The sequence below is a fragment of the Pseudomonas sp. R5-89-07 genome (assembly GCF_003851685.1).
Taxonomy (GTDB): Bacteria; Pseudomonadota; Gammaproteobacteria; order Pseudomonadales; family Pseudomonadaceae; genus Aquipseudomonas.
This window is the reverse complement of the sequence record NZ_CP027727.1, coordinates 2,514,154-2,536,017: the sequence shown is the minus strand read 5'-3', so window position 1 is coordinate 2,536,017 and position 21,864 is coordinate 2,514,154. Positions and strand designations below refer to the sequence as shown.

Annotated in this window: 17 protein-coding genes; 8 read left to right on the top strand and 9 right to left on the bottom strand. The window is 63.2% G+C overall.

Annotation, left to right across the window (positions count from 1 at the left end; genetic code table 11):
- Positions 1-25 precede the first annotated feature (25 nt).
- Complete coding sequence (locus C4J94_RS11600) at positions 26-1,435, bottom strand: OprD family outer membrane porin (protein ID WP_124386283.1); 1,410 nt, start codon at positions 1,433-1,435, stop codon at positions 26-28.
- A gap of 288 nt (positions 1,436-1,723) precedes the next feature.
- On the opposite strand from C4J94_RS11600, the gene C4J94_RS11595 reads away from it, so the two are divergent.
- Positions 1,724-3,100 carry a VOC family protein gene (locus tag C4J94_RS11595; RefSeq protein ID WP_124386282.1) on the top strand — a complete coding sequence of 459 codons (1,377 nt, stop codon included), beginning with the start codon at positions 1,724-1,726 and terminating at the stop codon, positions 3,098-3,100.
- Positions 3,101-3,360: 260 nt separating this feature from the next.
- Here C4J94_RS11595 and C4J94_RS11590 read toward each other — a convergent pair whose 3' ends face one another.
- Positions 3,361-3,585: a YdcH family protein gene (locus C4J94_RS11590; RefSeq protein WP_124386281.1), complete on the bottom strand. Its 225-nt coding sequence runs from the start codon at positions 3,583-3,585 to the stop codon at positions 3,361-3,363.
- Between the two features lie 174 nt (positions 3,586-3,759).
- Here C4J94_RS11590 and tkt point away from each other — a divergent pair, with 174 nt between their 5' ends.
- The gene (tkt, locus tag C4J94_RS11585; protein WP_124386280.1) at positions 3,760-5,817 is read left to right on the top strand and encodes a transketolase; all 2,058 of its coding nucleotides are present in this window, start codon (positions 3,760-3,762) and stop codon (positions 5,815-5,817) included.
- 54 nt (positions 5,818-5,871) lie between these two features.
- Here the strand turns inward: tkt and C4J94_RS11580 are convergent, their stop codons facing one another.
- Both C4J94_RS11580 and C4J94_RS11575 read right to left on the bottom strand, forming a co-directional pair.
- Positions 5,872-6,666 carry a class II aldolase/adducin family protein gene (locus tag C4J94_RS11580; RefSeq protein WP_124386279.1) on the bottom strand — a complete coding sequence of 265 codons (795 nt, stop codon included), beginning with the start codon at positions 6,664-6,666 and terminating at the stop codon, positions 5,872-5,874.
- A gap of 310 nt (positions 6,667-6,976) precedes the next feature.
- The gene (locus tag C4J94_RS11575) at positions 6,977-7,882 is read right to left on the bottom strand and encodes a LysR family transcriptional regulator (RefSeq protein ID WP_124386278.1); all 906 of its coding nucleotides are present in this window, start codon (positions 7,880-7,882) and stop codon (positions 6,977-6,979) included.
- 212 nt (positions 7,883-8,094) lie between these two features.
- Between C4J94_RS11575 and C4J94_RS11570 the strand changes: the two genes are divergently transcribed.
- From C4J94_RS11570 to C4J94_RS11545, 6 genes are all read left to right on the top strand, one after another.
- Positions 8,095-8,706, top strand: coding sequence for a cysteine dioxygenase (locus tag C4J94_RS11570; RefSeq protein WP_124386277.1), 612 nt, complete (start codon positions 8,095-8,097; stop codon positions 8,704-8,706).
- Positions 8,703-10,286, top strand: a complete 1,584-nt coding sequence (locus tag C4J94_RS11565) for a rhodanese homology domain-containing protein (RefSeq protein ID WP_124386276.1) — start codon at positions 8,703-8,705, stop codon at positions 10,284-10,286. Before C4J94_RS11570 ends, C4J94_RS11565 begins: the two co-directional genes overlap by 4 nt.
- A gap of 83 nt (positions 10,287-10,369) precedes the next feature.
- The gene (locus C4J94_RS11560; RefSeq protein WP_124386275.1) at positions 10,370-11,344 is read left to right on the top strand and encodes an ABC transporter substrate-binding protein; all 975 of its coding nucleotides are present in this window, start codon (positions 10,370-10,372) and stop codon (positions 11,342-11,344) included.
- A 10-nt stretch (positions 11,345-11,354) separates the two neighbouring features.
- Positions 11,355-12,695 carry an LLM class flavin-dependent oxidoreductase gene (locus C4J94_RS11555; protein ID WP_124386274.1) on the top strand — a complete coding sequence of 447 codons (1,341 nt, stop codon included), beginning with the start codon at positions 11,355-11,357 and terminating at the stop codon, positions 12,693-12,695.
- A 137-nt stretch (positions 12,696-12,832) separates the two neighbouring features.
- Positions 12,833-14,002: an acyl-CoA dehydrogenase family protein gene (locus C4J94_RS11550; RefSeq protein ID WP_124386273.1), complete on the top strand. Its 1,170-nt coding sequence runs from the start codon at positions 12,833-12,835 to the stop codon at positions 14,000-14,002.
- A complete protein-coding gene (locus C4J94_RS11545) occupies positions 13,999-14,943 on the top strand; it encodes a D-isomer specific 2-hydroxyacid dehydrogenase family protein (RefSeq protein ID WP_124386272.1) in 945 nt (314 codons plus the stop codon). Before C4J94_RS11550 ends, C4J94_RS11545 begins: the two co-directional genes overlap by 4 nt.
- A 118-nt stretch (positions 14,944-15,061) precedes the next feature.
- Here the strand turns inward: C4J94_RS11545 and C4J94_RS11540 are convergent, their stop codons facing one another.
- The 5 genes from C4J94_RS11540 to C4J94_RS11520 form a co-directional block, all read right to left on the bottom strand.
- Complete coding sequence (locus C4J94_RS11540; RefSeq protein WP_124386271.1) at positions 15,062-15,811, bottom strand: energy transducer TonB; 750 nt, start codon at positions 15,809-15,811, stop codon at positions 15,062-15,064.
- Complete coding sequence (gene tolR, locus C4J94_RS11535) at positions 15,808-16,254, bottom strand: protein TolR (protein ID WP_124386270.1); 447 nt, start codon at positions 16,252-16,254, stop codon at positions 15,808-15,810. Before tolR ends, C4J94_RS11540 begins: the two co-directional genes overlap by 4 nt.
- A gap of 15 nt (positions 16,255-16,269) precedes the next feature.
- Positions 16,270-16,962, bottom strand: a complete 693-nt coding sequence (gene tolQ, locus C4J94_RS11530) for a protein TolQ (protein ID WP_124386269.1) — start codon at positions 16,960-16,962, stop codon at positions 16,270-16,272.
- Between the two features lie 47 nt (positions 16,963-17,009).
- Positions 17,010-18,869, bottom strand: a complete 1,860-nt coding sequence (locus C4J94_RS11525; protein WP_124386268.1) for a phytase — start codon at positions 18,867-18,869, stop codon at positions 17,010-17,012.
- A gap of 142 nt (positions 18,870-19,011) precedes the next feature.
- Positions 19,012-21,525 (bottom strand): TonB-dependent receptor, encoded by a 2,514-nt coding sequence (locus tag C4J94_RS11520; RefSeq protein WP_124386267.1) that lies wholly within the window; start codon positions 21,523-21,525, stop codon positions 19,012-19,014.
- Positions 21,526-21,864 lie beyond the last annotated feature (339 nt).

Below are 21,864 nucleotides of genomic sequence, written 5' to 3'. Positions count from 1 at the left end.
ATGACGCCCGGGTGCACATGAAGACTTAGAACAGCGCGTAGGTGTAGTTGAAGATCAGGCGGGTTTGGTCCTGGTCGGCGGTGCCGGTGTTTTTACCGTGATAGGTCCCGGTGCGAAAGGTGGTACCGAAGCCTTTCAGAGGGCCGGCCTGCACCACGTAGTCCAGGCGAAAATCGGTTTCGTTTTCTTTCTGGTCAGGGCCACCGGCCACCTTGGCCTTGATATCGCTGCCGTTGAGGTAGGCCACGGAGGCTTTCAGGCCCGGCACGTAAGCCTTGAAGTCATACGCATACTGGCCGAAGTTGACCTGCTCACCCGCGCGGGAAAACTGGCCCACCACCGCATCGGTAAACAGGTAGAAGTCGCTGCCACCGGCGCCCTGGGCGTGGGGATCGGCCAAGCTACCCTGGTTGACCCACACAAAGCCGCCGTCGTCACCCACGCCGATATGGCCGAGCATCAGGCTGCTGCCGCCCAGTTGGTAGGTGAAGGCAGCACTGTAGGTTTTGTTGTCCACTTCATTGGCGTGCCTGGCGTAGCCACCGTTGTTATTGAACTGGTAACCGCTCTCACCATTCTTGCCATCGCTGCTGCTGTCGAAATAGCGCAGGTCGGTCTTGAACGACTGGTCGTTGCCCAGCGGCAGCACATGCACCAGGCCGAAGTAGTTCTGTTTGTAGAAGTCCTGCAATTGGGCGTAGTAGTACTGCAACGTCAGGTTTTTCGCGACGGCGTTGTCGGAAGAGCCGAAGGGTTTGTAGTCCACCCCACCAAACTTGAAGCTGTCGCTGTCCCGCGTGCCGCCGGCCACGCTCAAGCCTGTCGAGTTGCTTGAAGCGCGGCCTTCGGCGCGGTTCAGTTCACCGCCCGTGAAGGTAACGTTGGGAATGTCGCTGGACGTGAGGATGCCACCATCGAAGGTCTGCGGCGCCACGCGGCTGTCGTTCGAGACCAGGATCGGCAGTACCGGAGCCAGACCGCCGCCAACGTGCAACTCGGTCTGGGAAATACGGAATTTGACATTACCCGCAGCGCGGCCGAAAGAATCGGCGGGCTCGGTGCCGTTGTTCTTGGTCGGGAAAAAACTGTTGCCGTTGCCGGACAGGCCGGGGCCTGCGGTATGACCGTCGCCGCCATCCAGGCGCAAGGCGCCGAAGGCCATTACGTCAAACCCCACGCCAAGGGTGCCCTGGGTATAGCCGGATTTGTAATCCAGGCGCAGCGCTGTCGCGGCTTCGCGCAGATCGTTGTTGCTGCCCGAACGGTTGTCTGCGCTGTAGTACATGCTGCGCGAGCTGACGGACGCATGGCTGTCTTCAACAAAGCCGCTGTGACCGTTGCCCGTGCCCAGGGCGCCGAGCCCGAAGTCATCAGCGCACGCCTGTTGTGCAAGCACCGCGGCGGTGATGGATAACGCCAGTGTAGAAATTTTCATTAACGATGGCCCCTGAACATTTTTTTATGAGTGTTGTGTGCAAAACGGCGTTTCATCCCTACAAACGTGACGATTGTTTCATGCCGCCCCCGACGAACTCCGTGAAGAATTAGTTAGGAAAACCGCTGGAAAATGAAATTTCGCCGAGGCTGAGCGTTGTCATATTTTCGTCACCTCATTCGTTTGCAGAATGAAGTCCAGAGGAAACTTCGTTTGCACCCACCGCTGTCGCCCAACAAAATCCGCAGAAAGCCACACCCCCTCGCCCACGCCTTCAGGAATTTTTCTATGCCAGGTACCGCACATGTCAGCCCCGACGAGATCCGTAAGGGCTTTTCCCGGGCGATGTCCGATATGTATAGGGATGAAGTGCCGTTGTACGGCGCGCTGATGGCGCTGGTGGCCCAGACCAATGCACGGGTGCTGGAGAGCAACCAAGGCCTGGCCGAGCACCTGCAACGTACCGGCGAAATCCAGCGCCTGGACATGGAACGCCACGGCGCGATTCGCCTGGGCACCGCTGCAGAGCTGGCGACCATCTGCCGCCTGTTCGCGGTGATGGGCATGCAACCGGTGGGCTATTACGACCTGACACCGGCCGGCGTGCCGGTGCATTCCACCGCCTTTCGCGCCGTCCACGAACAGTCCCTGCAAACCAGCCCGTTTCGCGTGTTCACTTCGCTGTTGCGCCTGGAACTGATCGAAAGCCCCGCGCTGCGCAGCTTCGCTGAAACCGCCCTGGCCAAGCGCTCGATCTTCACCCCCGGCGCCCTGGCACTGATCGAACAGGCCGAACAAGACGGCGGCCTCGACGCCGAAGACGCCGAAGCATTTATCCGACAGGCCCTGGAGACCTTTCGCTGGCACCACACCGCCACCGTGACGGCGGCGCAGTATCGGCAACTCAGCGACCAACATCGCCTGATCGCCGACGTGGTGGCCTTCAAGGGCCCGCACATCAACCACCTCACCCCGCGCACCCTGGACATCGACCAGGTGCAGGCTGCCATGCCCGCCAACGGCATCACCCCCAAGGCCGTGATCGAAGGCCCGCCTCGGCGTAACTGCCCGATCCTGCTGCGCCAGACCAGCTTCAAGGCCCTCGACGAGCCCATTGCGTTCACCGATGCCCAGGGCAGCCACAGCGCACGCTTCGGCGAAATCGAACAGCGCGGGGTCGCGCTCACGCCCAAGGGACGCGCCCTGTACGACCAATTGCTGAATGCCGCCCGCGATGAACTCGGCGCCTTCCCCAACGAATCCAACGCCGCACGTTATGAGCAATTGATGGCGCAACACTTCCAGGCATTCCCGGATAACCATGCGCAAATGCGTGAGCAAGGCTTGGCGTACTTCCGCTACTTCCCCAGCGAGATAGGCCTGGCGGCCCGCGGCAAGGCCGACCAACCGCGCACACTGGAAGCACTGATCAGCGCGGGGCACGTGCAGGTGGAACCGCTGGTGTACGAGGACTTCCTGCCCGTGAGCGCGGCGGGGATCTTTCAGTCGAACCTGGGCGATGCCGCGCAGAGTCACTACGCGGCCAATTCGAACCGTGCCGAATTCGAGCAGGCACTGGGCCGGGGAACAATCGATGAGTTGCAGCTGTATGGCGAGACGCAACAACGTTCCATGGACGAGTGCATGAAGACGTTGCTGGTTTAAAAAAGGATGTCCGCCCGGCTCAACAACGCAATCCTTGCGCCGCAAAAAGCCCCAGAGCCGGGTGGACGGGGCGCATCATAAGGAGTGAGGCTGAGCTTGTCCCTCAAACAATTCTGAACAAATGTGCACATTCGACTGAAACACACCGGTTGTGGCGAGGGAGCTTGCTCCCGCTCGGCTGCGCAGCAGTCGCACTGCCCTGGGGGCGCTCCGCACCCCTGCGGGAGCAAGCTCCCTCGCCACGGGTTGGAGTTTTTTGTTTAAGCCAACTTCGCAACAATGTCATCTTTGATCAACAACCGTTTCTTCTTCAGCCTTTCCACCTCGTCATCGCTGGCACTGGCCGACTCCGCCTTCAGCACCTCTCCATCGGCGGCGTCGTATTGAGTGAGCAACGAGTCCAGACGCTTGTCACTCGCCCTGCGTTCGTGAACAACTTCCTTGCTCATCCCCAAGTCCTGATACAGGTCGTGTTTCACTGGCATGGCGTACCTCCACTAGTTGATCAATGGGCCTACCCCTTGAAACTAGCCCATTCCCGAGGGTCTTGTCATGTCCGAGGTCAATACGCCCCGTTCGTCGCAACCCCGGCGATGGGATCAAACCTTTGCGCTGCCCTGCCCTCCACTGTAGATCGCCACTCGAGGGAGACCGGTTTCATGAATCACACCGCCACCGCCGCCGACACCCAATGCATCAACACTATCCGCACGCTGGCCATGGATGCCGTGCAGAAGGCCAATTCGGGCCATCCGGGCACGCCCATGGGCCTGGCGCCGGTGGGCTATACGCTGTGGAGTCGCTTTCTGCGCTACTATCCGGAGCATCCAGATTGGCCCAACCGTGACCGCTTCGTGTTGTCGGTGGGGCATGCGTCGATGCTGCTGTATTCGCTGCTGCACCTGGCCGGTGTGGTGGAGATCGACGCCCACGGCAAGCGTTCCGGGCAGCCGGCGGTCAGCCTGGACGACATCAAGCAGTTCCGCCAGATGAGTTCCAAAACCCCAGGGCACCCCGAATACCGCATGACCACCGGCGTGGAAACCACCACCGGTCCTCTGGGCCAGGGCTGCGCCAACAGCGTGGGCATGGCCATGGCCGGGCAGTGGCTGGGCCAGCGTTTCAATCGCGACGGCCAGGTGCTGTTCGACTATGACGTCTACACCCTGTGCGGTGACGGCGACATGATGGAAGGCATCAGCAGTGAAGCGGCGTCGATGGCCGGGCATCTGCGCCTGGATAACCTGTGCTGGATCTACGACAACAACACCATCAGCATCGAGGGCCACACCGAGCTGGCCTTCAGTGAAAATGTAATCAAGCGCTTCCAGGCCTACGGCTGGCACACCGTGCATGTCACCGATGCCAATGACCTGCAGGCCATTTGCGTGGCGCTGGAAACCTTCAAGGCCAATACCGGCGCACCGACCCTGATTGTGGTCGACAGCGTGATCGGCTATGGCTCGCCGCACAAACACAACACCGCCGCCGCCCATGGCGAGCCGTTGGGCGACGAAGAAATTCGCCTGACCAAAGCCGCGTACGGCTGGCCGCAGGACGCAAGCTTCCTGGTGCCCGACGAGGCGCGCACGGCATTGCGCGACGCCCTGCACGAGCGCGCCGAGCCGCTGTTTGCGCAGTGGAACCAGACCTTGTCGTCCCTCGACCCGCAACGCGCCGATGAACTGCAACGCATGCGCGCCGGGGAAATGCCCGAACACTGGCAGGCTGACTTGCCCGATTTTGCGGCCGATGCCAAGGGTGTCGCCAGCCGCGCATCGGGCGGCCAGGTGCTGAACGCCTTCGCCCAACAGATCCCCTGGTTGCTGGGTGGGTCGGCGGATTTGTCGCCCTCGACCAAGACCAACCTCACCTTCGACGGCGCCGGCCGTTTCAGTGCCGACGACTACAGCGGGCGCAACCTGCACTTCGGTATTCGTGAGCACGCCATGGGCGCGATTGCCAACGGCATGGCGCTGTCCTACCTGCGGCCGTACACCTCGACGTTCCTGGTGTTCAGCGACTACATGAAACCGCCGATCCGCCTGGCGGCGATCATGGAGTTGCCGGTGATCTTCGTGTTTACCCATGACTCCATCGGTGTGGGCGAAGACGGCCCGACGCATCAGCCCATCGAGCACCTGACCCAACTGCGTGCCACCCCAGGCCTGTTGACCCTGCGCCCAGGCGACGCAAATGAAACGGCGCACTTGTGGAAGGTGGCGCTGGCGCAAACCCATCGGCCAAGCTGTGTGGTGCTGTCGCGCCAGCCACTGCCGACGCTGGACCGGAGCCGCTATGCGCCCGCCTCCGGTGCAGCCAAAGGTGCGTACATACTGGCCGGCGCGGATAAACCTGAGGTCATCCTGATCGCCACGGGCAGTGAAGTCGGCCTGGCGGTCGAGGCCTATGAACAACTGGTCGGCGAAGGGGTTGCCGCGCAAGTGGTGTCGATGCCTAGCTGGGAGCTGTTTGAAGACCAGGACCAGGCCTACCGCGACAGCGTGTTGCCGCCAGCGGTGAAGGCGCGCGTGGTGGTGGAACAGGCTGGCCCCCTCGGCTGGGACCGCTACGTCGGGCAGAGCGGCGCCAAAGTGGTGATGAACAGCTTTGGCGCGTCGGCGCCGCTGGCGAAGTTGCAGGAAAAGTTCGGGTTCACCGTGGACAACGTGGTGACCTTGGCCAAGCAGCAAATCCAGCACAACCTGGCCCAATAACCGGCTTCGATGCGCAGGGGGCTTGCTCCCTGCTGCATCGGAACCTGCGACGACTCAGTTCTTGTAGTCGGTGTCGGTACGCTCCAGCTGCCGAATCAACGCATTCCAATGCCGCGCCACACCAGGCCCGTCGCCGCTGCTGAATACCTTGGCCTGCTCCTCGACCCTGGCCACCACTTCAGCCGGCGGAAACACCAACTCCGCGTTCCCTGCCGCCTGCGCCGCAATCTGGATATTGCACGCGCGCTCCAGGCCCTGCAGTTGCTGGAATGCATGCTCCACACTAATTCCTGCGGTCAGCAGCCCATGGTTGCGCAAGATCATCACACTCTTGTCGCCCAGGTCCGCCACCAGCCGCTGGCGTTCGTCCAGGTCCAGCGCCACGCCTTCATAGCCGTGGTACGCCACGCGACCGGAGAATGCGATGGAATGTTGGGAAATCGGCAACAACCCGTCCTTCTGCGCGGACACCGCAATACCGTCGCGGGTGTGGGTGTGCAGCACCGCTTGCAAGTCGTGGCGCGCGCCGTGGATGGCGCTGTGGATCACGTAGCCGGCGTAGTTGATACCGAGGCCAGTGGGGTCATCGACCAGGGTGCCGTCGAGGTCCACCTTGACCAGGTTGGAGGCGTTGATTTCATCGAACAACAGGCCGAACGCGTTGATCAGGAAATGCTCCTCCGGGCCGGGTACACGGGCGGAGAAGTGCGTATAGATATGATCGGTCCACTTGTACAACGCCGCCAGCCGATAGGCGGCGGCCAGTTTGACGCGCACTTCCCACTCCTCTGGCGTGACGCGTTGGCGGACGGTACTGGAAACGCTCGGTAGCGAGGTGACGCTGCTCATGGCAAAACTTCCTGGATGGCCTTAATAGCTTGCAGGCCAGCCTAGGGGATGCCCAGAAATAATAAAAATCACATTTTAATCTAAGCTAATTATTATTAATTTTTATAAAGCCCTGGGAGGGGGGCAAGCCCTAATGCCAGTCAGTAAGGCTTTTTTGTAGGAGCGAGCTTGCTCGCGAAGAACTCAGGGCCCCCTCGTTTATCCAGAATGAACGCGTTGCCTGGGCGTTTTTCGCGAGCAAGCTCGCTCCTACAGTGAACCACTTTCGCTTAACTGGCCGGCATTGGAGCAAGCCCCCTCCCACAAGGACTCAGGCAGCGTTGCGGATCTTGTGCAGGGAGTTCGCCACCCACCGGCCAAACGCATCCACCGGCCCTTGCAGGTTGCCAAGGAAATGCGGATAGATCAGCCACAGATCCATCACCGGCTTGAAGTCTTTCAGCGGCATCACCGCCAGTTGCTCTCGATGGGCACTGCGCTCGAGCAGCGGGCGCGGCACCAGGCCAAGGCCCAGCCCATCGGCGACCAACCCCAATTGCAACTCGGTGCCGAAGGTTTCCAGGTTGACCCGCAAGGCCAGGCCCTGGTCGGACAAGGTGCGCTGCAAACCGGCCCGGAAGCCACACCCGTCCGGGTTGAGAATCCAGCCGCCCTGGTACACGTCGGCCAGCTTGCACGGCTTTTTCGGCAGTTGCGCCTTGGCGCACACCACCACCAGCTCCATCTTGCCGATGGACTCACCGACGATATTGTCCGGAAAAATCTTGCCCGCCGGAAACAACGCCACCGCCGCATCCAGCTCGCCGCGCTCGATCTTGCCCACCAGTTGGCTGCCCCAGCCAGTGGCGACCTGGGCGCGCAGGTCGGCGTAGTCGGTGCGCAACTGCTTGAGCGCATCCAGCAGCACCACATCGCCAATGGTCTGCGGCACGCCCAGGCGCAGCACGCCGGTGGGCGGTGCGTCGGTGGCGACCAATTCGCGCAGCGCGTCCATCTCCCGCAGGATCAGCCGGCATTGCTCATACACCCGGGTGCCGATCAGTGTCGGCTTGAGGGGTTTGGTGTTGCGGTCGAACAGCTCCACCCCCAGCGCCTGCTCGAAGTTCTGCACGCGGCGGGTGATGGCCGGCTGGGTCAGTTGCAACGACTCGGCGGCATGGCTGATGGACTGGCAACGAATCACTTCGACAAAGGCATCGATATCGTCAATTTTCATTTGGGCCGCACATAGAGATCAGTCATTAAGATGTGCGCGAAGCATAGTTCGCGCAACACGGTCTGGATAGCCCGCGCTGTGATCGATAACGTCTAACGCTATACAGGCCGGTTCTAAATTACCTTGAGCTATAAGCTAATCATTAAAAAATAGCATATTAACCATTAACATTATGCTTAGATAAGCCTATCAAAACCGCTAATGGAATGTTCATGAGCCAGGCCCGACACCCCGAGAGACTGCGCGCCTTCATCGGCGCCTTGGCTGAGCTGATCGACGGCAACCCGCGTGAGGGCGACCTGCTGCACCGTGGCGGCAAGCTGCTGGCGCAACTGGTCAGCCATGATGACTGGCTCCCCGACGACTTCGCCCAACCCGACCCCGAGCGTTACCAGCAATTTCTGCTGCATGCCGATTCGCGCCAGCGTTTCAGCATCGTCAGCTTTGTGTGGGGGCCGGGGCAACGCACGCCAATTCATGACCATCGCGTGTGGGGCCTGATCGGCATGTTGCGCGGTGCAGAGTTTTCCCAAGGCTTTGCCCGGGCGCCCGATGGCACGCTGGTTGCCGAGGGCAAGCCGGTGCAACTGTTGCCGGGCCAGGTCGAAGCGGTGTCGCCGAAGATCGGTGATATCCATCAGGTGAGCAATGCCCACGCCGATCAGGTGTCCATCAGCATTCACGTGTACGGCGCCAACATCGGCGCGGTGCGCCGAGCGGTGTATCAGCCCGATGGCAGCGAGAAACTGTTTATCTCCGGTTATTCCAACGCCTACCTCCCCAATATCTGGGACCTGTCCAAAGAAAAGAGCCCTGCCTTATGAGCACCGTATCGACCCGCAGCTACGCCCAGATTCGCCAGGCCCTGTTGGACCATGAAGAAGTCGCCCTGGTAGACGTGCGTGAGGAAGCGCCGTTTGCCGAAGGCCACCCGCTGTTTGCCGCGAACATTGCCCTGTCCAAGCTGGAACTGGAGGTGTATTCGCGCATTCCACGCCGCGACACTCAGGTCACGCTGTACGACAACGGTGAAGGGTTGGCCGAGCGCGCCGCCGATCGCCTGCTTGCGCTGGGCTACACCCAAGTCAGCCTGCTGGAAGGCGGGCTTGAGGGCTGGCGCCAGGCCGGTGGCGAGCTGTTTATCGACGTCAACGTGCCGAGCAAGGCCTTTGGCGAATTGGTGGAAAGCCAGCGCCACACGCCGTCCCTGGCCGCCGAAGAGGTCCAGGCGCTGCTCGACAATCAGGCCGATGTGGTGGTGCTCGACGCCCGGCGCTTCGATGAATACCAGACCATGAGCATCCCCACCGGCATCAGCGTGCCGGGTGCCGAACTGGTGCTGCGCGCCCGTGAACTGGCCCCGGACCCGGCCACGCGCATTATCGTCAACTGCGCCGGGCGCACCCGCAGCATTATCGGCACCCAGTCGCTGATCAACGCTGGCGTGGCCAACCCGGTGTCGGCGCTGCGTAACGGCACCATCGGCTGGACCCTGGCCGGGCAAAAACTAGCCCATGGCCAGGCGCGCCGCTTTGCACCGACCAGCGAGGAACACCGCCTAACCGCCGCCCAGGCCGCACGCGGCGTGGCCGACAAGGCCCGCGTCGGCCGTGCCAGCCTGGCTGATCTGCAACGCTGGCAGCAGGACGCGGCCCGCACCACCTACCTGTTCGACGTGCGCACCCCGGAAGAATTCGAGGCCGGCCACCTGCCCGGCGCCCGTTCCACACCGGGCGGGCAGCTGGTGCAGGAAACCGACCACGTCGCCAGCGTGCGCGGTGCGCGCCTGGTGCTGGTGGACGATGACGGCGTGCGCGCAAACATGTCGGCGTCCTGGCTTGCCCAACTGGGTTGGGAAGTCTATGTGCTCGACGAGCTGCAAGCCGCGCACTTCAGTGAACAGGGTGCCTGGGGCGCGCCGGTGCCCCCGCCGCCCCAGGCCGAACTGATCAGCCCGCACACCCTGGCCGACTGGCTCGAGCATGGCGACACGGTGGTGCTGGACTTCACCGCCAGCGCCAATTACGTCAAGCGCCATATCCCCGGTGCCTGGTGGGTGTTGCGCGCGCAACTGCCCGAGGCGCTGGCCAAGGTGCCCCGCGAGCAGCGCTACGTATTGACCTGCGGCAGCAGCCAATTGGCGCGCCTGGCGGTGGCCGAAGTCGAAGCCCTGACCGGCAGCCAAGTGTTCCTGCTGCAGGGTGGTACCGCCGCCTGGATCGCCGCGCAACTGCCGCTCGAAGAAGGTGAAACTCACTTGGCCTCACCGCGCATCGACCGCTATCGCCGCCCCTATGAAGGCACCGATAACCCACGGGAAGCCATGCAGGCCTACCTGGACTGGGAATTCGGCCTGGTCGAGCAACTGGCGCGCGACGCCACCCACGGTTTCTACGTCATCTGATCCACCGCAACACCGTTCCCGGAAATCCGACCCCTTCTCCAGGCGGAGGTACCTTCCTTTATCCAACGCCTGGAGTCTGTCCCATGCTGTTCACTACCCCCTTCAAGCGCTTGCTGCTGGGCGGCGCCCTCGCCCTCGGCCTGCTCGGCAACGCCCACGCCGCCGACCTGCAACCCCTGCGCGTGGCCAACCAGAAGTCGACGATCAAAGCGCTGCTGGAAGCCTCTGGCGAAACCCAAAACGTGCCATACGAGATCAAATGGTCGGAATTCCCCTCGGCCTCGCCCCTGGGCGAAGCCCTGAATGCCGGCGCGGTGGACGTCGGCGCGCTGGGCGATGCGCCCTATGTGTTCGCGCTCGGCGCCGGGGCGTCGCTCAAGGTGATCAGCATCATCCACGCCGAAGGGCGTAACACCACCGCGCTGCTGGTGCCCCAGGATTCGCCGATCAAGACCGCAGCCGACCTCAAGGGCAAGAAAATCGTCACCGGGCGTGGCTCCATCGGGCATTACCTGGCGATCAAGGCACTGGCCAGTGCGGGCCTGACCTCGCAGGACGTGCAATTCATCTTCCTGCTGCCCGCCGAATCCCGACTGGTACTGGACAATGGCACCGCCGATGCCTGGGCGACCTGGGACCCGTACACCACCGTGGTCACCTCCCAAAGCAACGCCCGTGTGCTGGTCAGCGGCAAAAACCTGCTGAGCAATCACCTGTACTTCGCCGCCACCAGCCAGGCCATCGCCGACAAGCGCGTGCAACTGGACGACTTTGTCGCCCGCGTGGACCGCGCCTACGCCTGGGCCAACGCGCATCCCGAGGAATATGCCGCCGCCCAGGCCAAAATCACCGGCCTGCCGTTGGCCGTGCACATCGAAGTGGCCAAGGACACTCGCCTGTCCCCGGTGCTGATTGACGACGCGGTGATCAGCGGCCTCCAGGCCACCGCCGACACTTACCAGAAGGAAGGCCTGTTGAGCCGGCACATCGATGTGTCGCAAGGCTTCGACAAGCGCTTCAACGCCCAACGTGCCCCCAATTCCCAAGCATCGCGCTAAGGAGCAGAACATGAGCAAGCCACGTCAATTGAAACTCGGTGCCATGGTTCACGGTGTCGGCCACGGCTGGGGCGAATGGCGCCACCCAAAGGCGCAGCCCGACGCCAGCACGAATTTCGGCTTTTACAAACAGCAGACCGAACTGGCCGAAGCCGCGCGGTTCGACTTCGTGTTCATCGCCGACAGCCTGCATATCCATGCCAAGTCCAGCCCGCACTACCTCAACCGTTTCGAACCGCTGACGATTCTTTCGGCGCTGGCCGCGCTGACTACGCACATCGGCCTGGTCGCCACCGTGACCGTCAGTTACACCGAGCCCTACCAGGTGGCGCGCCAGTTCGCTTCGCTGGACCATATCAGCGGTGGGCGCGCCGGCTGGAACGTGGTCACCTCGTGGCTGAGCGGCACCGCCGATAATTTCGGCAAAGCCGAACACCCGCCTCACGCCGTGCGTTACCGCATCGCCAAGGAACACCTGGATGTGGTCAAGGGCCTGTGGGACTCCTGGGAGGACGATGCCTTTGCCTACAACAAGCACAGCGGCGAGTTCTTCACCCCGCACAAGCTGCATGCGCTCAACCACAAGGGCGAGTTCTTCTCGGTCAAGGGCCCGCTGAATATCGCGCGTTCGCGCCAGGGCCAGCCAGTGATCTTCCAGGCCGGAACCTCGGAAGACGGGCGCAACTTTGCCGCGCAACATGCCGACGCCATCTTTGTGCACGTGGAGACGATCGAGGAAGGCAAAGCCTATACGGCCGACTTGAAACGCCGTGCCAAGGGCTTTGGGCGTGACCCCGGCAACCTGTCGATCCTGCCGGGTATCCGGCCGATTGTCGGGCGCGACGCCGCCGAGGTGGAAAGCCGTTACCAGCAGGCGGTGGAGCTGGTCACCGTGGAAGATGCGATTGTCGCCCTGGGCCGTCCGTTCAATGACCATGATTTCAGCCAGTACCCGCTTGATGCGCCGTTCCCGGAACTGGGCGATCTGGGCGCCAACAGCCAGAGAGGCGGCTCCGAGCGCATCAAGCAATTGGCCCGGGACGAAGGCCTGAGCTTGCGCGAAGTGGCGCTGCGGTTCTCGCGGCCCAAGCGCGATTTCGTCGGCACGCCGGAGCAGGTCGCCGATGCCATCCAGCGCTGGTTCGAAGCAGGCGCCAGTGATGGTTTCATCATCAACTCGGTGCTGCCCGATGGCTTGCAGTACTTCACTGAGCTGGTGGTGCCGGTGCTGCAGCAGCGGGGCTTGTTCCGTACCGAGTACAGCGGACAGACGTTGCGCGACAACCTCGGACTGGAGGTGCCGGCCAACCGCTACAGCCTGATCGAAACCACAGAAAAGGCCCTGGCCTGACCACCATCCCCTGTGGGAGGGGGCTTGCCCCCGATAGCGGTGGTTCAGCCAATAAATCTGCTTCCTGACACACCGCCATCGGGGGCAAGTCGAATCGTCGCACCGCCCCTCCCACATTTTTGACCGAGTACATCCTCATGACTCAATTGTCCTTACGTGCTGTGGAAGCGGTCAATTTCGACACGACGCTCGAACGCCTCAGCGCCGAGCTGGCCAGTACCGCTCACCTTTATGATGAAAGCGGCGCCTTTCCCCACGATAATTTCAAGCGGCTGCAAGCCCACGGTCTGGTCGCCCTCACCGTGCCCAGGGCTCTCGGCGGCGGCGGTGCCAGCCTGCCCCTGGCGCGCAAAGCCATCAGCGCAGTTGCCAAGGGCGAGCCCTCCACCGCACTGATCCTGGTGATGCAGTACCTGCAACACACTCGTTTGCAAGACAGTAAAACCTGGCCCCAGCACCTGCGCGTGCAAGTGGCCGAGGACGCGGTGCGCCATGGCGCGCTGATCAATGCCCTGCGCGTCGAGCCGGATCTGGGCACCCCGGCCCGTGGTGGCTTGCCGGCGACCACCGCGGTACGCACCGCCGAAGGCTGGCGCATCAGCGGGCGCAAGATCTACTCCACCGGCAGCCACGGCCTGAGCTGGTTCAGCGTATGGGCGCGCAGTGACGACGCCGACCCGCTGGTGGGCGCCTGGCTGGTGCCCAGGCACAGCCCCGGCGTGAGCATCATCGACACCTGGGATCACCTGGGCATGCGCGCCACCTGCAGCCATGAAGTGGTGCTCGACAATGTGCTGGTGCCGCTGGACCACGCCGTCAGCGTCAGCCCCTGGAGCGCGCCGCAGCCGGAGTTGGATGGCGAGGGCTTTTTGTGGATGTCGGTGCTGCTGTCCTCGGTGTACGACGCCGTGGCCCAGGCCGCACGGGACTGGCTGGTAAACTGGCTGGAGGAGCGCCAGCCGTCGAATCTCGGTGCGGCGCTGTCGACCTTGCCGCGTTTCCAGGAGACCGTCGGCCATATCGACACCCTGCTGTTTGCCAACCGCAGCCTGCTCGATGCCGCCGCCGAAGGCCACACCCCAGCGGCCAACGCTGCGCAATTGAAGTATCTGGTGACCGGCAACGCCATTCGCGCGGTCGAGCTGGCCATCGAAGCCTCGGGCAACCCTGGCCTGTCACGGCACAGCCCACTGCAACGGCATTACCGCGACGTGCTGTGCAGCCGCGTGCATACCCCCCAGAACGATGCCGTGCTGCAGGGCGTCGGTAAAGCGGCGTTCGCCCAACGCCAGAAGGCACGCACATGAGTCAGGTGATCATTGCCAGCCAGCTGGACGAAGACTACAACGACGTGATCCGCGCACGTCTCGCCACGCAGCACCCTCACGCCCAGGTGATCGGCGTGCCCGCCGGCGTACCGAGCGACCTGCCGCCCCAGGCGAACATCCTGCTGCTGCGCCCCATCAACGTGCGCGGCTACACCGCACCCGATACACCGCCACCCGGCTGGCCCTACGGTGCGCAATGGGTGCACCTGGTGTCATCGGGCATCGACTTTTACCCGCGCTGGCTGTTCAACGGCCCGCCCGTCACTACGTCACGGGGCAGCGCGGCCGACAACCTCGCCGAGTTCGCCCTGGCGGCGATCTTTGCCGCGGCCAAGCATTTGCCGGACATCTGGGTGCAGGATTCGCAGTGGCAGTTCACCGCGTTGCGCCCGCTCAAGGGCACCACCCTGGGCATCCTCGGCTTCGGCGCGATTGGTCAAAGCCTGGCGCAAAAAGCCCTGGCCCTGGGTATCAATGTACTCGCACTGCGTCAGAGCCAGGCACCGTTTGACGTGGGTGTAGAAGCCGCCAAGGACATTCACGACTTGTTCGCCCGGGCCGACCACCTGGTGGTGGCGGCACCGCTGACCGAAGCCACGCGGCACATCATCAACCGTGACGTGCTGGGCAGCGCCAAGCCGGGGCTGCACCTGATCAACATCGCGCGCGGTGGGTTGCTGGATCAGGAGGCATTGCTGGAGGCACTGGACAATGGCCAGATCGGCCTGGCGTCACTGGACGTGACCGAGCCGGAGCCGTTGCCGGACGGGCATCCGTTGTACAGCCATCCACGGGTGCGGTTGTCGCCGCATACCTCGGCGATTTCGACCAACAGCAAGGAGGAGATTGCCGATACGTTCCTGGCCAATCTGGAGCGCTATGTTTCGGGTATCGAACTGGCGAATCCCGCTAACGCCTGATGCGGTTCAAATGTGGGAGGGGGCTTGCCCCCGACAGCGGTGGATCAGCCATGGATGTAGAGACTGACACACTGCTATCGGGGGCAAGCCCCCTCCCACACTGGTTCGGTGTTAACCATTATTTGATGCGGTAGTGGAAGGTGTTGCGCACCGCCGGTACCGCCACGGCCTGGCCGTCGACCATCCTCGGTTGGTAGCGAAAGGTATTCGCCGCCGCCAATGAAGGCCGAATGAACAACGGGTGACAGCCGTCCAACACCTTGGGGTTTTCCACGCGGCCCTGGGTATTGACGGTGTATTCCACCGAGCAGTCGCCTTCGATGTTCTTGTCCAGCGCGCGCTCAGGGTAGTCCGGTGCTTCCTTGCTCAACGGCTGGTATTGACGACTGTCGAACGCCGGAGCGGGTGCCGGCACGGCGGCTTGGGCTTTCTCGGAAGCCACACGCTGCTGGTTCTGACGTTGCTGCTCCAGCTCTCGATTACGCTGCTCGGTGGCCAGGCGCTGCTGTTGCTGCTCGGCTTTTTTCTCTTCGACCCGCTTGCGCGCCAGGGCGGCTTTCTCGAGTTTTTGCGCCTGGATTTGTGGGTCAACCGTCGGTTTGACTGGCACCGATACCGGGACCGCAACAGGCTCTGGCAATGCGGGCGCTACCGGCGCAGGCGCAGGCGTCGGCGCGGGCATCACCACCAGTTGCGTGTGCATCACCCGTGGCGCGTCCACCTGCGGTTTCTCGGTGGACCAGCCCAGCATCAATGCCGCCACCACCCCCACATGCAGCGCCACGGCCAGGCTGGCGGCCAGGCCGTGGCGCCACATCGCGTCGCTGTCTGGCGCCCGCGTCGGGCCGTGCATGATCATCGCGGTCATTGCGGGGCCTCGGTCACCAGCCCCAGGTTGCTGACCCCGCCCTTTTGCAACACCGCCATGGCCGCCACCACGCGGCCGTACCCGGCGTTGTCGTCAGCGCGGATATACACCTGGGTGTCGCTGCGCGCCGCCACCACTTGCGTCACCTTGGCGCCCATTTCCTCCAGGCTCACCGCGCTGTCGGTCTGGTTGCGGGTGTCGAGCTCGCCGCCCAGGTTCCAGTAGTAGCCGCCGTCCGCCTTCACCGACAAGGTCAGGATCTGCTGGCGGGTGTCGCTGGCCAGCGCCTCGGCGGCGACCTTGGGCAACTCGATCTTCACGCCCTGGGTGAGCATGGGCGCGGTGACCATGAAGATCACCAGCAGCACCAGCATCACGTCGATGTAGGGCACCACGTTCATTTCGGCCTTGGGCCCGTGCTTGCGTTGCGGCCTGGTCAACATCGGTTCGCTCCTTGTTCAGGCGGCCACGGCCAGGTTGATCGGGGTGCCCCGCAGGGCACGGTGCAAGCGCACTTGCAGTTCGTTGCCGAAGGCGTAGTAGCGAGTGAGCAGGGTCTGGCTACGCGCGGCGAAGCGGTTGTAGGCAATCACCGCCGGGATCGCCGCAAACAGGCCGATGGCCGTGGCAATCAGGGCCTCGGCGATGCCCGGCGCCACCGTCGACAGCGTGGCCTGCTGCACCTGGGACAAGCCGAGGAAGGAATTCATGATGCCCCACACCGTGCCGAACAGACCGATATAGGGGCTGACCGAGCCCACCGTCGCGAGAAATTGCAGGCCCTTTTCCAGTTCCATCTCCTGCTCGGTGATCGCCACCTGCAAGGCGCGCTCTACGCCTTCGAGCACGGCGGGGTCATGGTTGTGCAGGTGCTGGTATTCCTGCAGGCCGGCGATAAAGATCGGCGCCACCCCGCCCTCGCCCGCCTGCACGGCCTGGCGGTACAAGGGTTGCAAATCCGTGGCGGCGCGAAAGCGCACCAGAAAATCGTGCAACTGCCGCTCCAGGCGCCGCAGCACGCTGCCGCGCCGGATGATCAAGTACCAACTGGTCAAGGAGGCCAGCAACAACGTGACCATCACCGCCTTGACCAACAGGCTGGCGTCGCTGATCAAACTCCAGATCGTCATATGTTCCATCGTCGCGTGCATGGTGAAGCTCCTATTCGATTAAAAACGGATGACCGGGTGATGACAGCTCAGGGCAATTCCAAGGCGCGGGTCACCTCGGCCCAGGGCACGAACTTGAAGTTCTGGGTTTGCTCGGGCATGCGCTTGCGCCCGTCCTGCACCACCAGCATGCCCTGGCTCCAAGGCCCTCCGAGGTTGATGGCGGTGACTTCGAGGCCATCGGTTTCCGAGGCGCCATCGATGCCGGCGGCAGCGTTCAAGCCGACGCGAAAGGCCCCGCGCACGGCGAACGGCGGTTCGGCGTCGAGCACCAGGTAGCTGTCATTGCCCTGGCTTGAGACCACCAGGTAATCCCGCGCCGGGCTCTGGTACAGCGCCAGGCCCTCGACGTCGGCATGCAACTGGGCGCCGACCTTGATCACACTGGTCAGCGTGGCCGGTTGGTCGGCGCGGGCATCCACGGTCCACACACCGACGTCTTCCTCACCCAGAAACAAGCGCTGGCGCTGATCGTCGGCCACGCAGCCTTCCGGCTGGCTGTCGACCTTGAACTGGCGCACCAGCTCGCCCTGCACACGCCCGCCTGGCGCACTCAAGCGGTATTGCAGGAAGGTGCCGTCCTTGCCATTGGCGATTGCATAGATTTCCCCGCTGGCGGGCTGGAACAGGCACATACCGTAGATTTCCTTGAGCGGCGTCGGCACTTCGCCGGCTTCCTGCAGCTCGCCGCTCTGGCGGTCGATGCTGAACAGGCTCAGGCTGTTGCGGTCGCGATTGCTGGCGACGGCGAGGTCGACGGTCTGCGTTCCAAGCTTGAAGTTGGGGCGTATGTCGACGTTGTTCAGGCGCCCCACGGCCAGTTCCTGCAGCAGCTTGCCGTCGAGGTCGTAGGCCAGCAGGCCCTGTTTCTTGTTGGTGCCCAGCACCCGGCTTTTCGCGGGTGTGTGCGGGTGAACCCAGATCGCAGGATCATCCGCCGCATCGCCCTGGCGACTCACCGGTTCGGTCTGGCGCAGCGCGGCGACCTGGGGCAGCACCGGAGCCGGCGGCACCGGCGTGGGCTGCCAGTCGAGTTGGCCCTGATAGAGCTGGCCGCTGTCGTCATCGCGCACCAGCAGCTGCCGACCGTTGATCGCCAGTTGCTCAGGCTCCTTGAGGCCCGGCAAGCTCAGGCTTGATTGCTCGGCCCAACGTTCGCCGGTGTGCTGGAACAGATGCAACTGTGCGGTTTTCGGGTCCAGCGCCAGCATCCCGCCCGGCATCAGCGCGATGGCGCCGGCTTCGCGCCTGGGGCTGTCGAACAGCGCCACGGGTGTGCGTTTCACCTCGGCTTCCGGGTGCGCCGGGTAGGCCCACCAGCCAACGTTCTCTTCGTTGACCACCAGGCGCTCGGCCGCATCGTCCACCTGGCAGAACTGCGCCGAAGGCGGCAGCGGCAGGCCGCGTACGCGCTGCGCCTGGGCCAGCAGCGTCGCGCCGTTGCCCACCAGCCACTGCTCGCCCTTGCCCTCCTCGCCCACCAGGAACACAAACAGGTTGGCCGCCGAATCGCGGTACAGGCACACACCGTTTACCGGGTAATCGCGGGCAGGCAGGTACAGCGGCGTGCCCCAGGTTTTGCTGGCGACCTCGAGGTTGATCAGCGCCACCTGCTGGCGGTCGTTGTCGAGGCTGGCGACCAGCACCCCGGTATCTGTAGCGCGGATATCGAGGCTGCTGAAGCTGCCTTTGAAGCGGGCCAGTTCGGTGCCTTTATCGTCAAGCAGCAACAGGCCATCGCGGACACTGGCGGCCAGGCGCTGGGTGGCGTTGGGCAGGAAGGCGACCGCTTCGACCTTCAGGCCGGGTGCCCACGGGGTCAAGGCCAGGTCAACTGCGAACACCTGGCCTGAAAGAGCCATCAACAGCAACAGCTTACAAATTCTCATGGACAAACAAATCCTTTAGATACGATGAAGATCCAATGTGGGAGGGGGCTTGCCCCCGATAGCAGTGGGTCAGTCATAGATGCATCACTGACACCCCCTAATCGGGGGCAAGCCCCCTCCCACAGTTGGAGCCAGGTGTGGGTTAGAAATGAGTGAAAGTCAGGCCCAGCTTGTAAGTAGGCCCGTACTCCTCGTACTGGCCGTTGTAGCTGCGGTGGCCGGTGTAGACGAAGTACGACTCGTCCGTGAGGTTCTGCGCTTCGAAGCTGACTTGCAGTTGCTTGGTCAGCGAGTAGCGCGCGCTGAAATCGACGAAGGTTTGCGCGTCCACGTGCAGGTCATGGGCCTTGTCGTTGATCGAGGCCAGCTCGTACAGGTAGGCCGACTTGTAGTTGGCCGAAAGGCGCAGGCTGAGCTTGTCGTCTTCCCAGCCCAGCATCAGGTTGCCGACGGTGTCCGACTGGTTGGGCAGGCTGATATTGCGCTTGCGGTTGCGGCCGCTGGCGTTGTCAAAGCCTTCGATATCCGCGCTTGAGCGGCTGAAGGTGCTGTTGGCACCGATCAGCAGGCCGTTCCACGGCGCCGGCAGCCAGTCGAATTTTTGCGAATAGGCCAGCTCCAGCCCATACAGCTTGGCGCTGTCGCCGTTGGCGAAGGTGTGCGCCTCGGCGAAGTTGGCCCACGCGCCGGTGCCGGCGACGTCGGTGTTGTAGACGAAGTTCTGAATGTCCTTGTAGAACACGAACGCCGACACGGTGCCGGCACGGCCCATGAAGTGTTCGATGCCCAGGTCCAGGTTGCTCGACTCCAGGGGCTTGAGGTCCGGGTTGCCGAAGGTGGCTTCGTCATCGTCGATCACGAAACCGGGCGCCAGCTGGCCGAAGGTCGGGCGCACCACGGATTTGGTCCAGGCCGCGCGCACTTGGGTGTTCTTGTCGATCTGGTAGCGCGCATGCAGGCCCGGCAGCCAGTGGTGATAGCGGCGCTTGGTCTCGGTGGCGCTGAACTGGCCGTCCGTGGCGCCGGTGCCCTTGGCTTCGAACTCGGTGCCCTCGTAGCGCATCCCGGCAATGAAGCGCCAGTCGTCGATATCGAGGGTGTTCATCAGGTAACCGGCGTTGATGTCTTCGCGGATGGTGAAGTCGTTGACCCGGGATTCGGTCGGGTCATAGAAGTCGTCGCGGTTCAGGCCGCCAATCAGTTGGCGAATATTGCCCGCGCTGATGCCCGGCCCGAAGCGGCCAAGGCGGTAGTCGAGGTTGCCTTTCTGAAACTGGGTGAGGTTGAGCTGTTCGTCAGTGAAGCCCTGCTCATCCAGGTCCTTGTAGGCCCAGGCTTCCAGGTCGTTGTCCTTGTGACGTCGGCTGACCTTGCCGCCGAACTTGAACTGGGACGCGTAGCCACCCAGGTCGTAGTCGCGGGCCAGGTCCAGGCGCAGGTTTTTCTCGGTGTCCTGGGTGTGCTGTTTCTCCCAGTCGACTTTATCGAGGGTGAAGTTGCTGGCGTCGTAGAAGCCGTTACCGATGATCGGGCGTGGCTTGGCCGTGTCGTAGAAGCCGCTGTCGGCGAAATCCCCGCCGTCGAAGGTGGCGCCGGCGATATGCGCCGGGCTGTCTTCACTGGAGCGGCTGTAGCCGGCCTGGCCGCTCAAGGTCCACAGGCCAAGCATGCGTTCGCCGCCGAACACGTAGGACTGGATCTGCTGGGTTTCCTCGCGGTTCTTGAGCTTGCGCTTGCCCTCGGCCTCGCCCAACTCGCCGGGCGCCTGGGGATCGGCAAACTCGAGGCTGGCAGCGTTGCGGGTTTCGGTGTCCTTGTAACGGCTGTAGAGGGTGCGCAGATAGTAGCTGCTCAGGTCATCGGGCTTGTAGTCGAAGTTCAGGCCGCCACCGGCGCGTTCGCGGCTGATGTCGTAGTCGCGCTGTTCGAACTCATTGAGCCGGGCGCCGTTGTTGAAATCCCAGGCGCCGCCGGTTTCGACGTTGTCCGAGCCAAAATCACGCTTCTGCCAACTGAGGGCGGCAGCTACGCCGAAGTTGTCGATACCGTCGCCCAGGCTGAAACGGTTGCTGGCGGCACCGGAGAATTTCGGGCTGGTCTGGCGCGTGTTCTTGTCGTAGCTGGCCTCGGTGCTGCCGGTGTAGAACAAGCCCTTGTGGTCGAACGCCGACAGGCTTTTCACGTCGACGGTACCGCCGAGGGAGTTGGCGTCCATGTCCGGCGTGAGCGTCTTGATCACCGACAGCGACTGCACCAGTTCCGAAGGCAGTACGTCGAGGGCCACGGCGCGGCGTTCGCTCTCGGGCGACGGTACCAGGGTGCCGTTGATGGTCACGCTGTTGAGGTCCGGGCCCAGGCCGCGCACGCTGACAAAGCGGCCTTCGCCCTGGTCACGCTCGACGCTGATCCCCGGCAGGCGCTGCACCGCCTCGGCGACGTTTTCATCGGGCAACTGCGCCACGCCGTCGGCATGCACCACGCTCTTGATGCTGTCGGAGCTGCGCTGCTCCTTGAGGGCACTGCCGATGGCGGCAGCCTGCCCCACCACGTCGACGTGCTCGGTGGTCGCCGCTTCGGCGGCGTCGAGCCGTTCGCAGATGATCGCCAGGGCCAAGGCGCTAAGCGTGAAGCTGACGAGCCCGGTGCGCTTGTACATGAAACCCTCCCCAAATCCGTTGGCGCCAGGCAAGAGGCCCGGCAACTGGGAGGGCAAGCTAGGGATGGGGGATGACGGTTCTGTGACAGCCAGGGCTGCAAAGCCAGGAAAACCGGGGTTTAGAGCGGTGCTGCTGATGAAAATGAGCTGATATGACCGCTGAAGATCCCCTGTGGGAGGGGGCTTGCCCCCGATGGTGTTGGGTCAGCTGCATATCCATTGACTGATGCACCGCTATCGGGGGCAAGCCCCCTCCCACATTTTTTGACCTCCCGTGTGTTTGGCATGAGCTAATCCGACCCTCCCCCCGCTGTCACGCAACCGTCATATTCATCTGCT

Coding starts and splice junctions, on each gene's coding strand:
- C4J94_RS11600 (WP_124386283.1), bottom strand. CDS start 1,435: ATGAAAATTTCTACACTGGCGTTATCCATCACCGCCGCGGTGCTTGCA.
- C4J94_RS11595 (WP_124386282.1), top strand. CDS start 1,724: ATGCCAGGTACCGCACATGTCAGCCCCGACGAGATCCGTAAGGGCTTT.
- C4J94_RS11590 (WP_124386281.1), bottom strand. CDS start 3,585: ATGCCAGTGAAACACGACCTGTATCAGGACTTGGGGATGAGCAAGGAA.
- tkt (WP_124386280.1), top strand. CDS start 3,760: ATGAATCACACCGCCACCGCCGCCGACACCCAATGCATCAACACTATC.
- C4J94_RS11580 (WP_124386279.1), bottom strand. CDS start 6,666: ATGAGCAGCGTCACCTCGCTACCGAGCGTTTCCAGTACCGTCCGCCAA.
- C4J94_RS11575 (WP_124386278.1), bottom strand. CDS start 7,882: ATGAAAATTGACGATATCGATGCCTTTGTCGAAGTGATTCGTTGCCAG.
- C4J94_RS11570 (WP_124386277.1), top strand. CDS start 8,095: ATGAGCCAGGCCCGACACCCCGAGAGACTGCGCGCCTTCATCGGCGCC.
- C4J94_RS11565 (WP_124386276.1), top strand. CDS start 8,703: ATGAGCACCGTATCGACCCGCAGCTACGCCCAGATTCGCCAGGCCCTG.
- C4J94_RS11560 (WP_124386275.1), top strand. CDS start 10,370: ATGCTGTTCACTACCCCCTTCAAGCGCTTGCTGCTGGGCGGCGCCCTC.
- C4J94_RS11555 (WP_124386274.1), top strand. CDS start 11,355: ATGAGCAAGCCACGTCAATTGAAACTCGGTGCCATGGTTCACGGTGTC.
- C4J94_RS11550 (WP_124386273.1), top strand. CDS start 12,833: ATGACTCAATTGTCCTTACGTGCTGTGGAAGCGGTCAATTTCGACACG.
- C4J94_RS11545 (WP_124386272.1), top strand. CDS start 13,999: ATGAGTCAGGTGATCATTGCCAGCCAGCTGGACGAAGACTACAACGAC.
- C4J94_RS11540 (WP_124386271.1), bottom strand. CDS start 15,811: ATGACCGCGATGATCATGCACGGCCCGACGCGGGCGCCAGACAGCGAC.
- tolR (WP_124386270.1), bottom strand. CDS start 16,254: ATGTTGACCAGGCCGCAACGCAAGCACGGGCCCAAGGCCGAAATGAAC.
- tolQ (WP_124386269.1), bottom strand. CDS start 16,962: ATGCACGCGACGATGGAACATATGACGATCTGGAGTTTGATCAGCGAC.
- C4J94_RS11525 (WP_124386268.1), bottom strand. CDS start 18,869: ATGAGAATTTGTAAGCTGTTGCTGTTGATGGCTCTTTCAGGCCAGGTG.
- C4J94_RS11520 (WP_124386267.1), bottom strand. CDS start 21,525: ATGTACAAGCGCACCGGGCTCGTCAGCTTCACGCTTAGCGCCTTGGCC.